16 protein-coding genes are annotated in these 13,755 nt (G+C 70.1%); 7 read left to right on the forward strand and 9 right to left on the reverse strand.

The features are described from left to right. Window positions 1-48: 48 nt before the first annotated feature. The 4 genes from AB0G02_RS17095 to AB0G02_RS17110 are packed head-to-tail and all read right to left on the reverse strand — an operon-like array spanning window position 49 to window position 4,299. Window positions 49-1,719 carry a cytochrome bc complex cytochrome b subunit gene (locus AB0G02_RS17095; protein ID WP_360794800.1) on the reverse strand — a complete coding sequence of 557 codons (1,671 nt, stop codon included), beginning with the start codon at window positions 1,717-1,719 and terminating at the stop codon, window positions 49-51. Beyond that, the gene (locus AB0G02_RS17100; RefSeq protein ID WP_360794803.1) at window positions 1,716-2,840 is read right to left on the reverse strand and encodes a ubiquinol-cytochrome c reductase iron-sulfur subunit; all 1,125 of its coding nucleotides are present in this window, start codon (window positions 2,838-2,840) and stop codon (window positions 1,716-1,718) included. Before AB0G02_RS17100 ends, AB0G02_RS17095 begins: the two co-directional genes overlap by 4 nt. Next, entirely contained in the window at window positions 2,837-3,646 is an 810-nt protein-coding gene (locus AB0G02_RS17105) for a cytochrome c (protein ID WP_360794806.1), read from the reverse strand. The genes AB0G02_RS17100 and AB0G02_RS17105 overlap by 4 nt, the downstream gene beginning before the upstream one ends. A 44-nt stretch (window positions 3,647-3,690) precedes the next feature. Then, complete coding sequence (locus tag AB0G02_RS17110) at window positions 3,691-4,299, reverse strand: heme-copper oxidase subunit III (RefSeq protein ID WP_360794809.1); 609 nt, start codon at window positions 4,297-4,299, stop codon at window positions 3,691-3,693. Window positions 4,300-4,382: 83 nt separating this feature from the next. On the opposite strand from AB0G02_RS17110, the gene AB0G02_RS17115 reads away from it, so the two are divergent. The 4 genes from AB0G02_RS17115 (at window position 4,383) to AB0G02_RS17130 (ending at window position 7,111) form a co-directional block, all read left to right on the forward strand. After that, complete coding sequence (locus AB0G02_RS17115; protein ID WP_360794812.1) at window positions 4,383-4,775, forward strand: hypothetical protein; 393 nt, start codon at window positions 4,383-4,385, stop codon at window positions 4,773-4,775. 52 nt (window positions 4,776-4,827) lie between these two features. Then, a complete protein-coding gene (locus AB0G02_RS17120; protein ID WP_360794815.1) occupies window positions 4,828-5,238 on the forward strand; it encodes a hypothetical protein in 411 nt (136 codons plus the stop codon). 7 nt (window positions 5,239-5,245) lie between these two features. Next, window positions 5,246-6,298, forward strand: a complete 1,053-nt coding sequence (gene trpD / locus AB0G02_RS17125) for an anthranilate phosphoribosyltransferase (protein WP_360794818.1) — start codon at window positions 5,246-5,248, stop codon at window positions 6,296-6,298. A 144-nt stretch (window positions 6,299-6,442) separates the two neighbouring features. After that, window positions 6,443-7,111, forward strand: a complete 669-nt coding sequence (locus AB0G02_RS17130; protein WP_360794821.1) for a lysophospholipid acyltransferase family protein — start codon at window positions 6,443-6,445, stop codon at window positions 7,109-7,111. Between the two features lie 59 nt (window positions 7,112-7,170). On the opposite strand, the gene AB0G02_RS17135 is transcribed toward AB0G02_RS17130, so the two are convergent. Together AB0G02_RS17135 and coxB are read right to left on the reverse strand one after the other, a co-directional pair. Beyond that, the gene (locus AB0G02_RS17135; protein WP_360794824.1) at window positions 7,171-7,587 is read right to left on the reverse strand and encodes a cytochrome c oxidase subunit 4; all 417 of its coding nucleotides are present in this window, start codon (window positions 7,585-7,587) and stop codon (window positions 7,171-7,173) included. Between the two features lie 12 nt (window positions 7,588-7,599). Continuing rightward, window positions 7,600-8,532, reverse strand: coding sequence for a cytochrome c oxidase subunit II (coxB, locus tag AB0G02_RS17140; protein WP_360794827.1), 933 nt, complete (start codon window positions 8,530-8,532; stop codon window positions 7,600-7,602). A 209-nt stretch (window positions 8,533-8,741) separates the two neighbouring features. On the opposite strand from coxB, the gene asnB reads away from it, so the two are divergent. Next, window positions 8,742-10,670 (forward strand): asparagine synthase (glutamine-hydrolyzing), encoded by a 1,929-nt coding sequence (asnB, locus tag AB0G02_RS17145; protein WP_360794830.1) that lies wholly within the window; start codon window positions 8,742-8,744, stop codon window positions 10,668-10,670. A gap of 64 nt (window positions 10,671-10,734) precedes the next feature. Here asnB and AB0G02_RS17150 read toward each other — a convergent pair whose 3' ends face one another. Beyond that, window positions 10,735-11,166: a MerR family transcriptional regulator gene (locus AB0G02_RS17150; protein WP_360794833.1), complete on the reverse strand. Its 432-nt coding sequence runs from the start codon at window positions 11,164-11,166 to the stop codon at window positions 10,735-10,737. A gap of 81 nt (window positions 11,167-11,247) precedes the next feature. On the opposite strand from AB0G02_RS17150, the gene AB0G02_RS17155 reads away from it, so the two are divergent. Both AB0G02_RS17155 and AB0G02_RS17160 read left to right on the forward strand, forming a co-directional pair. Continuing rightward, complete coding sequence (locus AB0G02_RS17155) at window positions 11,248-12,426, forward strand: MFS transporter (protein ID WP_360794836.1); 1,179 nt, start codon at window positions 11,248-11,250, stop codon at window positions 12,424-12,426. Window positions 12,427-12,512: 86 nt separating this feature from the next. Then, window positions 12,513-12,683 carry a hypothetical protein gene (locus tag AB0G02_RS17160; RefSeq protein WP_360794839.1) on the forward strand — a complete coding sequence of 57 codons (171 nt, stop codon included), beginning with the start codon at window positions 12,513-12,515 and terminating at the stop codon, window positions 12,681-12,683. 138 nt (window positions 12,684-12,821) lie between these two features. Here the strand turns inward: AB0G02_RS17160 and AB0G02_RS17165 are convergent, their stop codons facing one another. Both AB0G02_RS17165 and AB0G02_RS17170 read right to left on the reverse strand, forming a co-directional pair. Beyond that, window positions 12,822-13,196 (reverse strand): iron-sulfur cluster assembly accessory protein, encoded by a 375-nt coding sequence (locus AB0G02_RS17165; RefSeq protein ID WP_360794842.1) that lies wholly within the window; start codon window positions 13,194-13,196, stop codon window positions 12,822-12,824. A gap of 103 nt (window positions 13,197-13,299) precedes the next feature. After that, window positions 13,300-13,755, reverse strand: a 456-nt coding sequence (locus AB0G02_RS17170) for a glycerate kinase (protein WP_360794845.1), incomplete at its 5' end; no start/stop codon positions are given.

Here is a 13,755-nt window from a genome sequence, read left to right on the forward strand (position 1 = left end):
CGAGAAGGCCCCGCACCTCACCGGTGCGGGGCCTTCGTCGACTCGCGCTCAGTCCTCGGGCTGGGCCGGCTTCCCGGCCAGCTCGCCCGCGGGCTTGTTCTCGGCGCTCAGGGCATCGCCCGAGACACCCCTCTCGGCCCGCGCACGGGTGAGGGCGGTGGTCTCCTCCGGCGGGTCCGGGGTGAAGAAGCTGCCCGGCACCGGGTGCCCGGCCGAACCCAGCTTGTTCATCTTCTTCGGCACCGATGCGCCCTGGTAGGCCAGCGGCAGCGGGTGGCCGTGGTCGTCCACCGGGCCCAGCGGCTGGTGGACCTCGATGAACTCGCCGTGCGGCAGGCGCTTGATGATGCCCGTCTCCACGCCGTGCTCCAGCACCTCGCGGTCCGCGCGCTGCATGCCGATGCAGATGCGGTAGGTGATGAAGTAGGTCAGCGGCGGCACGAGGAGCATGCCGATGCGACCCATCCACGTCATCGCGTTCAGCGAGATGTCGAACTTCATCGCGATGATGTCGTTGCCGCCCGAGAGCAGCAGCACCATGAAGTACGCGATCGCCATGGCGCCGAGCGACGTCCGGACCGGCACGTCACGCGGGCGCTGAAGCAGGTTGTGGTGCGCGTAGTCCTTGGTCAGCTTCCGCTCGATCCACGGGTACACCGCGGCGAGACCGGTCAGCAGCGGCAGGCCGAGCATGAACGGCAGGAACGGCTCGGGCACCGTGTAGTTGCCCAGGTAGAGCTCCCACGCGGGCCAGAGGCGGATCAGGCCGTCGGTCCAGCCCATGTACCAGTCGGGCTGCACGCCCGCCGACACCTGACCGGCGTTGTACGGGCCGAAGTTCCACACCGGGTTGATCTGGAACACGCCGCCCATGATCGCGGTCAGGCCCACGACCAGCGCGAAGAAACCGCCGCCCTTGGCCGCGAACACCGGCATGATGCGCACGCCGACGACGTTGGTCTCCTTGCGGCCGACGCCGGGGAACTGCGTGTGCTTCTGGTACCAGACGACGCCCAGGTGCACCGCGATCAGCGCCAGGATGATGCCCGGGATGACCAGGATGTGCAGCGTGTAGAGCCGCGGGATGATCTCGGTGCCGGGGAACTCGCCGCCGAAGGCCAGCCAGTTCAGCCAGGTGCCGATGACCGGGATGGAGATCAGCAGACCCGCCATGACGCGCAGGCCCGTGCCGGACAGCAGGTCGTCGGGCAGCGAGTAGCCGAGGAAGCCCTCGATCGCGCCGAGCATGAACAGCACGATGCCGATGACCCAGTTGATCTCACGCGGGCGGCGGAACGCGCCCGTGAAGAAGATCCGGAACATGTGCACGACGATCGCGCCCATGAACAGCAGCGCGGCCCAGTGGTGCACCTGGCGGACGAACAGACCGCCCCGGACGTCGAAGCTGATCTGCAGGGTCGACTCGAACGCGCGGGACATCGGGATGCCCTGCAGGTTGTGGAAGGTGCCGTTGTAGATGACCTCTTCCATCGAAGGGTCGAAGAACAACGCCAGGTACGTGCCGGACAGCAGCAGCACGATGAAGCTGTAGAGCGCGATCTCGCCGAGCAGGAACGACCAGTGCGTCGGGAAGACCTTGTTCAGCTGCTTGCGCACGCCACCGGCCATGTGGAACCGGTCGTCCGCCCACTTCGCGGCACCGCCCGCCGCGCGGGCAGCCCCTCCTTGCCGCTTGGTCGGCGTGGTGATGCCGCTCATGATTTACGCTCCCAGAACGCCGGACCCACAGCCTCGATGAAGTCGCCGCGGGCAATCAAGTATCCGTCCTCGTCCACCGTGATGGGAAGCTGCGGCAGCGCACGGGTCGCCGGACCGAACCGCGGCTTCGCGTAGTGGAAGACGTCGAACTGCGACTGGTGGCACGGGCACAGCAGCAAACCGGTCTGCTGCTCGTACAGGGAGGCCGGGCAGCCCAGGTGGGTGCAGATCTTCGAGTAGGCGTACAGGTCGCCGTAGTTGAAGTCCTCCTGGCCGGCGCGCTTGACGATCTCCTGGCCGGGACGGAACTTCAGCAGCAGGACCGGGTTGTCGACCCGCTTCACCGCGGCGATCAGGGCGTGCTCGTCGTCGCGCTCGGACTCGCGGAACGGGAAGACGGTCAGGTAGCCGCCCGCCTCCACGTCCTCCGGCCGCAGGAGCTGGACCTCGTGCGGCTTGCCCGTGTAGTTGCGCAGGTAGACCTTCTCGCCGTTCTCCGACTTCCAGCCGGTGTGCCAGAGCGAGTCCTTGGAGTCGCTGTCGGCCCACGGGTTGCGGATCAGCCCGCCCAGCGGCACGGCCAGCACGCCGAGGCCGAAGATGCCGGCGCCGAGGCCCGCGGTGCGCTTGATCAGCGAGCGGCGGGCGATGCCGGACCGGTTGCCCGCGTCCGCCAGCTCCGCGAGCACGGTGGCCTTGTCGATCTCGGACGACCCGCCGTCGTGGCGCTGCTGGACCGCCAGCTCCTCGGGGATGAACTTCTTCGTGTACAGCAGCGCGCCGACGCCCAGGCCGAGGATCGACAGGCCGAGCGTGAGGCCGATGACCGGCGTGTACAGGCTGTACAGGAAGTGGTGCTCGGTGTTGGGCGCCTCGTACTTCCAGGGCCAGAAGAGGAACGCGGCGAGGAACGCGAGACCGGCCAGCGCGGCGATGGCGAACCACAGGGCCACACCGCGCTCGGCGCGCTTCTCGGCGCGGGTGCCCTTGACCGGCCACCGCTCCTCGTAGTGGACGAGCTCGACGCCGTCCAGGTTCGTGCCGAGCTTCACCAGCTCGTCACGACTCATCCCGGCGAGGTCCGCCTCGCTGGGCACGTTGCTCGGCTTCTCGCCGCTCATGCCTTGGCTCCGATCCAGAGGGTCACGCCGATCAGGGCGGCGATACCCACGATGAACGCGATCAGGCCCTCCGAAACCGGCCCGAGGCCGCCGAGGGGGGCGCCGCCGGGGTTGTTGTTCCCGTCGGTCACCGACTTGATGTAAGCGATGATGTCCTTCTTCTCCTCCGACGTGAGCTGCCGGTCGGAGAACTTCGGCATGTTCTGCGGGCCCGTGAGCATCGCCGTGTAGATCTGCTCCTCGGTGACCCCGTCGAGCTCGGGCGCGAACTTGCCGGACGACAGCGCCCCGCCGCGGCCGGTGAAGTTGTGGCACGCCGCGCAGTTGAGGCGGAACAGCTCGCCGCCGCGGGCCGGGTCCTCGCCGCGCAGCGCCTCGCCGCGCTCCTCGGGGGTCTGCGGACCGCCGCCGCGGGACTGGATGAACGCGCCGAGCGCGTCCACCTCCTCCGGGGTGAACTTGGCGGGCTTGCGCTGCGCCTGCGCCTCCTGGCGGGCCAGCGGCATGCGGCCGGAGGACACCTGGAAGTACACCGACGCCTCGCCCACGCCGATCAGGCTGGGGCCGCGGTCCTCGACGCCGTCGAGGTTCTTGCCGTGACAGGTGATGCAGGTGTTGTTGTAGAGCTGCTCGCCCAGTCGCACCTGCGCCGGGTCGTCCTGCGCCTGCGCGGTCTGCGGCTGAGGCGCGAGGGCGCTGAACAGGAAGCCCGCGGCCAGCAGCGCGAAGCCCAGCGCGAGCAGGCCCGAGATCCGCCTGCGCAGCTTGGTGCTGCGCTTACGGGCCCGTGTGGTGTTGGTGGTCATGTGTGCGGCAACCCTTGCTGGTGTGAGTTCGGGGTTCGAGCTGGTCAGGGCACGATGTAGATGACGGCGAACAAGCCGATCCAGACGACGTCGACGAAGTGCCAGTAGTACGACACGACGATCGCGGAGGTCGCCTGCGCGGGCGTGAACTTGCTCAGCTTCGTGCGGACCAGCAGGTAGCCGAACGCGATCAGACCACCGATCACGTGCAGGCCGTGGAAGCCGGTCGTCAGGTAGAACACGGTGCCGTAGGCGGAGCCGGGGATCGTGGTGCCCTCGTGCACGAGGTTGGTGTACTCACCGGCCTGGCCGGCGACGAAGATCGCGCCCATGATCAGCGTCACGATGTACCAGCGGCGCAGACCGAACACGTCACCCCGCTCGGCGGCGAACACGCCCCACTGGCAGGTGAACGAGGACGCCACCAGGATGATCGTGAAGAACAGTGCGTAGGGCACGTTCAGCTCGGTCGGCTCTGGTGGCCAGTGCCCCTCGTTCTGGGCCTTCACCGTGAAGAACATGGCGAAGAGCCCCGCGAAGAACATGAGCTCACTGGACAGCCAGACGATCGTGCCGACGCTGACCATGTTCGGGCGGTTCAGCGAGTGCACGCGCTGGCCGATTGAGGGCGCTGCCGTTGTCACACGACGCATTATTGCTTGCAGGTTTTCGTCCCGCCCATCGGGTCCGGGGCGCGTCCGCAGGTCATCTGGGTCACACGCAGGGTGAGGACGTCATGGGGTTGTTGAGCCGGTTGCGTGATCGGCGCGCGCGGCGGGGTGGACCCGCGCTGGGGATCGATTCACCCGGTCTGGAGGTGGTGGTGGAGGCGTTCGACGTCGCGGAGGCCGATTCGGCGGCGCTGGCGCGGTCGCCGCGCTGGCGGCCGGACGAGCCCGCGGTGCTGCGCCACCACCTCGTCCTGCCCCCTGACCAGGTAGAACGCGCCCGCGAGCTGCTCACGCCGGACGGCTGGGAGCTGCGTCACGACGGGCACTGGCAGGCGTTGCGGGTGCAGCGGCTCGACGCGTTGCACTGCGCCCAGGAACGCGCCCGGATGGCGAGCCTGGCCCAGCGGCTGGGCGGCGACTGGACGGGGTGGGACGCACTGCAAGTCACAGCGCGTTAGCCGGATAGCATCTGCACCCACCTGGCACCCGACCCGCCGGAGGATCGCGCAGATGAGCACGCAGACGACCAGGATCCTGGTGTTCAGCCACCGCCCCGAGGTGCGTGAGACGATCATCACTGCGGTGGGTCGCCGTCCCGCGCCCGACCTGGGCCGCGTCGAGTACGTCGAGGCGGGCACCGTCGCCGACGTCCTGTACGAGGCGGACCAGGGTGGCGTCGACCTGGCCATCCTCGACGGCGAGGCGCAGCCGACCGGCGGCATGGGCCTGTCCCGGCAGCTGAAGAACGAGATCACCGACTGCCCGCCGATCGTCGTGGCGGTGCGTCGCAAGGACGACCGGTGGCTGGCGACGTGGTCGCAGGCGGACGCGGTGCTGGTGCACCCGCTCGACCCGCTGGCCGCCGCCGAGACCGTGGCCGAGGTGCTGCGCTCGACGGCGCTGCCCGTCGTCCGGGGCTGATGGCGCCGTGGAGCGCACCTGGCCGTTACTGCTGAACCAGCTGGTGGACCGCGTCGACCTGACCCAGGACGACACGGCCTGGGCGATGGACCAGGTGATGTCCGGCGCCGCCACCCCGGCGCAGATCGCCGCGTTCGCGGTCGCGCTGCGCTCGAAGGGCGAGACCCCGGAAGAGGTCGACGGCATCGCCACGATGATGCTCGGGCACGCCCGGCGGTTCACCGTGGACGTGCGCGCGGCGGACATCGTCGGCACGGGCGGTGACGGCTCCAGCTCGGTGAACATCTCGACCATGGCGGCGATCGTCACGGCCGCCGCCGGCGTGCCGGTGGTCAAGCACGGCAACCGCGCGGCGTCGTCCAAGTGCGGCACGGCGGACGTGCTGGAGGCGCTGGGCGTGGCCATCGACCTGCCGCCGCTGGGCGTGCAGCAGACGGTCGAGGACCTGGGCATCGGGTTCTGCTTCGCCCCGGTGTTCCACCCCGGTTTCCGGCACGCGGGCGGCCCGCGGCGCGAGATCGGCATCCCGACGGCGTTCAACCTGCTCGGGCCGCTGACGAACCCGGCGCAGCCCAAGACCGGTCTGGTGGGGTGCGCCCGGGTGGCGTTCGCACCGCTGGTCGCGGGCGTCTTCGCACGTCGGGGCAACACCACGCTGGTCGTGCGCGGTGACGACGGCATGGACGAGATCACCACGACCACCACGACGTCGGTGTGGGTGGCCGACGGCGGCGAGGTGCGCACCGACCGGATCGACCCGTCGGTGCTGGGCATCGCCCCGGCGCTGGCCGACGACCTCAGGGGCGGTGACGCCTCGGTGAACGCCGAGGTGGTGCGCGACCTGGTGGCGGGCAAGCCGGGCGCGGTGCGGGACGCGGTGCTGCTGAACGCGGCGGGCGCGATCGCGGCGCACAGCGGGCTCTCGGGCGACCTGCACGCGGACCTGGCCGGTGCGCTGGTGCGGGCCGCGGAGGCGATCGACTCGGGCGCGGCGGCGGACCTGCTGCGGCGGTGGGCGGCGCGGTCGTCCGAACTGAAGGACGCCCTGGCGAACGCCTGAAGGCCCTCGACGAGGTCCGTCCCGAGTGGATCGGGACGGACGTCGGCGGCGGCCACGGCCGGGCTCCGGCCCGAACGGGCGACCGGTCCGAGATGACGGCCACCTTTTCACCGCCGCGCAACAGCGGCCGGTCATGCTGTCAGCATGCTCTACACGGTGATGAAGCGAGTGGTGGCGCCCACGGCGCGGCTGGTCTACCGGCCGACGGTCGAGGGGCTGGAGAACGTGCCCGCCGACGGTCCGGTGATCCTCGCGCCGAACCACCTGTCGTTCATCGACAGCATCGTCATCCCGATGGTGGTGCCGCGCCGCGTCTCGTTCCTGGCCAAGGCCGAGTACTTCGAGGGCAAGGGCGTCAAGGGAGCCCTCTCCCGGTACTTCTTCGGCTCCCTGGGCCACGTCCCCGTCCGCCGCGGGCTCGGCCGGGCCGCCAGGGCCTCGTTGGACACCGCGAAGGACATCCTGGACGGTGGTGGCGCGTTCGCCATCTACCCGGAGGGCACGCGCTCGCTGGACGGTCGCCTGCACCGGGGTCGCACCGGCGTGGCGCGGATGGCGCTGGAGTCCGGCGCCCCGGTCGTCCCGGTCGGTCTCATCGGCACGGACAGGGTGCAGCCGGTGGACCGCAGGCTGCCCCGCGTCCAACCGGTCACCATCCGCTTCGGCGAGCCGCTGCGCTTCGACCGCTACGCGGGCATGCACGAGTCGCTGCCGGTGCTGCGCTCGGTCACCGACGAGATCGTCTACCGCATCCTGGAACTGTCCGAACAGGAGTACGTGGACAGCTACCAGGGCTCGAACGCGGCCGCCTGACCACCCGGACGTGACGAAGGGGGCCACCCGAGCGGGTGACCCCCTTCGCAAGCGTGTGCTCAGTCGTGGTTCGGACCGGTGTGGTACTCGAACACCAGACCGCCGACGGCGATCAGCACCAGCACGACCGCGATCACCAGCAGCCAGACGTGCCAGAACGCCAGCGCCAGGCCCGTCGTCGCGGCGGCCGCCGCCAGGCCGATCGGCCAGTAGCTGCCAGGGCTGAAGAAGCCCAGCTCACCGGCGCCGTCGCTGATCTCGGCGTCCGCGTTGTCCTCGGGCCGGACCTCGATCCGCCGGGCGACGAACCGGAAGTACGTGCCGACGATCAGCGCCAACCCGCCGGTCAGCGCGAGCGCCACCGTGCCCGCGGGCTCGACGAACCCCTGGTCCTGCCACGTCCAGTAGCCGTACACGACGGCCATGAGGAACGAGAACCCCATCACCAAGTCAAAGATGCGGGCTTCGACCTTCATCGCAGCGTCCTCCTACTTCCCACCGTCGGACGCCTCGCGGACAGTCCGGTCGGTGTCGAAGGGCTTGGTCGTCACGGCGTGCGGCGTGCACAGCTCGCCGCAGTTCATCTCGGTCAGCGCCTCGGCGGCCGTGTAGGGCTGCCCGGTGTCGTCGTTCGTCTGCTGCCGAAGCTGGATGTAGCGGTCGAAGTCCTCCGGTGACAGCGCCCTGACCTCGAAGTTCATCACGGCGTGGTAGACGCCGCACAGCTCGGCGCAACGACCGACGAACGACCCGGTGCGGTCGATCCGGTCGATCTGGAACGAGTTGTCCTGGTTGTTCTTCTCCGGCTCGGGGAAGACGTCCCGCTTGAAGTGGAACTCCGGCACGAAGAACGAGTGGATGACGTCGGTCGAGCGCAGGTTGAACCGGATGACCTTGCCCTGCGGCACCACCAGCAGCGGGATCTCGCCGGACGAGCCGACGGTGCTGACGGGCAGGTCGGCTTCCTCGGTCTTGTACTGGGGGTACTGGAACTCCCAGTTCCACTGGAACGCGATCACGTCGACCGTGACGTCCGGGTTCTCGGACTTGTCCGTGACGAAGTTCTGCGTCACCGCGGTGAAGTAGAACAGCACCGCGACGATGATCGTCGGCACGACCAGCAGCACGAGCTCCAGCGGCAGGTTGTAGGCGACCTGGCGGGGCAGCTCCTCGCTCTTCTTGCGGTGGAACGCCACCGACCAGAGGATCAGGCCCCACACGATCACGCCGACCACGAGCGCCGCGACGACCGACCACGTCCACAGCTCGCGCATCCGCTCGGCCTGCGGCGTCACGGCCACCGGCCAACCGAAGCGCAGCACCTCTTCCGTGGAGCAACCCGTGGCCCCGACGCCGACCAGGCCGACCAGCCCGCCGACCTTCGCCAGCCGGGCTGCCCTGGTGCCCTCCTTCAGGCCCACTGCTCGCCGCCTCCTCAGTCGCCCTCAACCGCTACTCAAAGCTCGCAGGCAGGGGTGTGGTTGCGCCCCGTGCCGGATCATGCGGGAGCGTAGCTCAGCGCACCGCACGTCACCCGTCGGGGGCTGCCCCCGTGGAGTGCAGTTTCGGTCACACACGGGGCCCCCGGCATACTGGGGTCTTCTCCACACGACTCGAAAGGTGTTACCGCGTGTGTGGCCTGGTAGGACTGGTTTGCCCTGACGAGAACTCGGCCGAGCGGGCGCGTTCGGCGGTGGCGGGGGCACTGCGCTGCATGCGCCACCGCGGCCCCGACGAGAGTGGCACCTGGCAGGGCGGTGAGGTCGTCTTCGGCTTCAACCGCCTGTCCATCATCGACATCGAGCACTCGCACCAGCCCCTGCACTGGGGGCCGCACGACCAGCAGGGTCGCTACGCGATCCTGTTCAACGGCGAGATCTACAACTACGTGGAGCTGCGCGCGGAGCTGACCAAGCAGTTCGGCGCGGTGTTCGCCACCGACGGTGACACCGAGACGATCGTGGCCGCGTACCACTACTGGGGCCCGGCCGCGGTGGCGAGGCTGCGCGGCATGTTCGCGTTCCTGATCTGGGACAAGGCGCGTCGGGTGGTGTTCGGCGCGCGCGACCCGTTCGGCATCAAGCCGCTGTACTACGCGGTGGGCCCCGGCGGCGTGGCGCTCTCCAGCGAGAAGAAGTCGGTGCTGGAGCTGGCGCCGACGATCGGCATCCGGCCGAAGGTCGACGAGAAGGCCCTCCAGCACTACCTGATCCTGCAGTACGTGCCGGAGCCGGAGTCGCTGCAGGGCGAGATCCACCGCATCGAGTCGGGCACGTCGTTCACGCTCAAGCCCGGCGGCACGCCCGTGGTCGAGCGGTACTTCCCGGCCACGTTCCGGCCGCGGACCGTGCGCGGCGAGGCCGACGAGAACCGCCTGTACGACGAGATCACCGAGGCGTTGCGCGACTCGGTCGCCAAGCACATGCGCGCCGACGTGACGGTCGGCTCGTTCCTGTCCGGCGGCATCGACTCGACCGTGGTCGCGGCGCTGGCCAAGGAGCACAACCCGGACCTGATCACGTTCACCACCGGGTTCGAGCGGCAGGGCTACTCGGAGATCGACGTGGCCGCCGAGTCGGCCGCCGCGATCGGGGTCAAGCACGTGGTCCGGGCGGTGACGGCGCAGGAGATGATGGACGCCCTGCCGCTGATCACGTGGTACCTGGACGACCCGGTGGCGGACCCGGCGCTGGTGCCGCTGTGGTTCATCGCCCGCGAGGCGCGCGAGCACGTGAAGGTCGTGCTGTCGGGCGAGGGCGCGGACGAGCTGTTCGGCGGCTACACGATCTACCGCGAGCCGCTGTCGCTGGCGCCGTTCGAGCGGGTGCCGGGCGCGTTGCGCAAGGCCATGGGCAAGGTGTCCACGAAGATCCCGCAGGGCGTGCGGGGCAAGGACCTGCTGCGCCGGGGCGCGCTCACGCTGGAGGAGCGCTACTACGGCAACGCCCGGATCTTCATGGACGACCAGCTGCGGCAGGTGCTGCGCACGTACGACCCGAACGTGTCGCACAAGGACGTGACCGCGCAGCCGTACCGGGAGTCCGAGAACTGGGACCCGGTGACGCGGATGCAGCACGTGGACCTGTTCACGTGGCTGCGGGGCGACATCCTGGTCAAGGCCGACAAGATGACGATGGCGAACTCGCTGGAGCTGCGGGTGCCGTTCCTGGACCCGGAGGTCTTCCGGATCGCGTCGCAGGTGCCCTCGGAGCTCAAGCTCACGAAGGAGACGACCAAGCACGCGCTGCGCCGGGCGATCCGCGACATCGTGCCCGCGCACGTGCTGAACCGGCGCAAGCTGGGCTTCCCGGTGCCGATCCGGCACTGGCTGAAGGACGAGATGCACGACTGGGCGGTGGAGCACGTGCGCCAGTCGCAGACCGACCAGTACCTCGACAAGGGCGCCGTGCTGCGGGTCATCGAGGAGCACCGGTCGGGCGTCGCGGACAACAGCCGCCGGATCTGGGCGCTGCTGGTGTTCATGATCTGGCACGGCATCTTCGTGGAGGGCCGGATCCGCCCGGTGGTCCCGGAGCCGCACTACCCCGTCAAGCTCTGAGACTTGGCTGACGCGAGAGGCCCCCGGCGCACGTGCCGGGGGCCTCTCGTCGTGTGCGGGTCGTTCAGCCGGCCTTGCCGACCTCCTGGGGCCGGCAGTCGGCGGCGAGTTCCGGGCCGACCTTCTCCCGCATGATCCGGGTCACGTCGACCACCAGCCTGGAGAGGTGGTCCTTGGTGCGGGTCAGCTGCTCGATGCGCGCGTCGACCGAGGTCAGCTCCTCGTCCAGCAGGCGCAGCAGCGGCACGCAGCCCGCCTCGTCCTCGGGCAGCTCGACGTCCTGGTCGAACGCGTGCGCGAGCACGAGCCGCGCCAGGCGCACGTTCAGGCCCGCGCCGATGAGGCAGCGGACGCTGCGGACGCGCTCGACGTCCGACTCGTCGTAGACGCGGTAGCGGGACTCCGTGCGCTGGGGCGTCAGCAGTCCCTGCTGGTCGTAGTAGCGCAGCATGCGCACCGTGGTGCCGGTCCTCTCCGCGAGCTCCCCGATCCGCACTTATTCCCACCCCTGCCCGAAAGAGCGTTCGATCACGCAACCTTGACCCTGACGTCAGTGTCACACTTTAGCGTCGTCGTCGTGATCGCCTTCATCCTGATGCTCAGCGCCTTCGCCGTGGGGACATCCGAGTTCATCATCGTCGGGGTCCTCCCGGAGGTCGCCTCCGACCTCGGCGTGGACGTGCCGACCGCAGGCCTGCTCGTGACCGCGTACGCCGTCTCCGTCGCGGTGGGCGGTCCGGTGCTCACCGTGCTCACCGGGCGCATCGCGCGCCGCAAGCTCCTGATCTCCGTCATGGCGCTGGCACTGCTGGCCTCCCTGGGCAGCGCCCTCGCCGACGACTACACCCTGCTCATGACCGCGCGCATGGTCGCCGCGCTGGCCCAGGGCCTGTTCTTCGCGGTGGCCTCGCAGGTCGCCATCGCCGCCGCGCCGCCGGACAAGCAGACCGCGGCCATCGCCAAGGTCGTCAACGGCGTCGCGCTGTCCACCATCCTCGGCATCCCGCTCGGCACCCTGATCGGCCAGAACTACGGCTGGCGGGCGTCGTTCGTGCTGGTCGCCGCCCTGACCGCGATCGGTCTGCTGGGCGTCCTGCTCGGCACGCCGAAGGTGGCGCACGAGCCGGACCCCGGCGTGCGGGCCAGCCTGTTCGCGTTCGGCCGGCGGACCGTGCTGCTCGGCCTGGCCACCACGGTCCTGTCGTTCACCGGCCTGATCACCGCGTTCACCTACGTCGCGCCCGCGTTGCGCGAGGTCAGCGGGTTCGCGCCCGGCTGGGTGACCGCCGTGCTGCTGGTCTACGGCGTGGGCACGCTCGTCGGCAGCACGCTGGCGGGCAAGGTGGCGCCGCACCGCATCGCGCGGGTGCTGCCGATCCCGCTGGCCGTGCTCGGCGTGGCGCTGCTCGCCCAGGGAGTGATGCTGGAGAGCAGGGTGGCGGCGGTGGTGAGCGTGTTCGTGCTGGGCGCCAGCGCGTTCACCGCCGGTCCGCTGATCCACACCTACCTGATGGGGCAGGCGGGTTCGGCGTCCGGGCTGGTCGCCTCGGTGAACATCTCCGCGTTCAACGTGGCCGCGGCGCTGGGCCCGATGCTCGGCGGCGTGGTGCTGACCAGCGGGCTCGGCCTGCGGTGGGTCGGGACCGTCGGCGGCGTGTCAACCGTCCTCGGCGTGGGGGTGGCCCTGGTGGTCGGCCGGGTCACCGCCCGGTCGACCACCCCGGTCCCGGCGCCGCCGCTGGCCGCGCACGTGTGAGGGGACACGTGTGAGATGAAGCCCTGCCGGACGACTACCGCCCGGTAGGGCTTCTGTCAACCGATTTACCCGAATACGGTCGGAGGGTGAGGAACACCGAGGCGGACACCCTGGCCGAGCTGATCGAGGACTGCACCGACCTGCCGCGGGAGCTGCGCGGCGAGGCCAAGCCCCTCCCGGAGCCCCGTGCCGCCGCGCCGTGGCGGGTGGACGACGCCAACTACGACCAGGTCGCTGACCTGGAGGTCTACGTCTGAGGCCGGTCCCCGACCGGGCCCCTGCGGGCACGACCCACGCAGGTGGCGCACGGTGGCGCGTCATGCCCCCCCAAGACAACGGGAAGGGCCCCCGCCGTGAGGCAGGGGCCCTTCCCGATCTGCGGTTCCAGCGGTCGATCAGTGGAACGAGTCGCCGCAGGCGCACGAGCCGCCCGCGTTCGGGTTGTCGATCGTGAAACCCTGCTTCTCGATCGTGTCGACGAAGTCGATCACGGCGCCGTCGACGTACGGGGCGCTCATGCGGTCGACGGCCACCTTCAGGCCGTCGAAGTCGCGCAGCGCGTCGCCGTCGAGCGTGCGCTCGTCGAAGAACAGCTGGTAACGCAGCCCCGCGCAGCCACCGGGCTGGACGGCGATGCGCAAGTGCATGTCGTCGCGCCCCTCCTGGTCCAGCAGCGCCTTGGCCTTCACGGCAGCCGCGTCGGTCAGCTTCACGCCGTGGGTGGGCGGGGCTTCAGGAGTAGGGGTGACTGCGTCCTGAGCGGTCGTCATGGCTCTCCCTCAGAGGTCCTTTGCGGGATCTATTCCGGGTACATCTACTCCGGCGAACACGGGAAGCACCCGCTTTGTTCCTACCCCCATGGTCGCACAGACGTCAGGTCCGGGGGTGTGACCACTGCCTCGCCACGTCGGCGGCCAGGTCGGCCAGGGTGCCGGCCGGGTCCGACATGCTGCGCTCGACCGACCCGGCGTGCTCGGCCACCGCGTAGGACTCCTGCACCCCCGCGGCCCCGGCCTCCCGCCTGCCCACCGTGACCTGGCCCGCGAGGACCACGCACGGCACGCCCCGGTCCGCCGCGCCCGCCGCCACGGCGGTCACCAGCTTCCCGCGCAGCGACTGCCAGTCGAAGCTGCCCTCGCCGGTGACGGCCAGGTCCGCGCGGTCCAGCGCCGCGTCCAGCCCGGTCAGCGACCGGACCAGCCCCGCGCCGGACGCGACCGAGGCCCCGAGCGCCATCAGCGCGGCCCCCAGGCCACCGGCGGCACCCGCACCGGGCCGGTCGCGGACGTCGGCCAGCTCGTCCATCGCGGCCAGCCGCGCCTCCAGCCG

Source organism: Actinosynnema sp. NPDC023658 (genome assembly GCF_040639995.1).
Classification (GTDB): Bacteria; Actinomycetota; Actinomycetes; order Mycobacteriales; family Pseudonocardiaceae; genus Actinosynnema.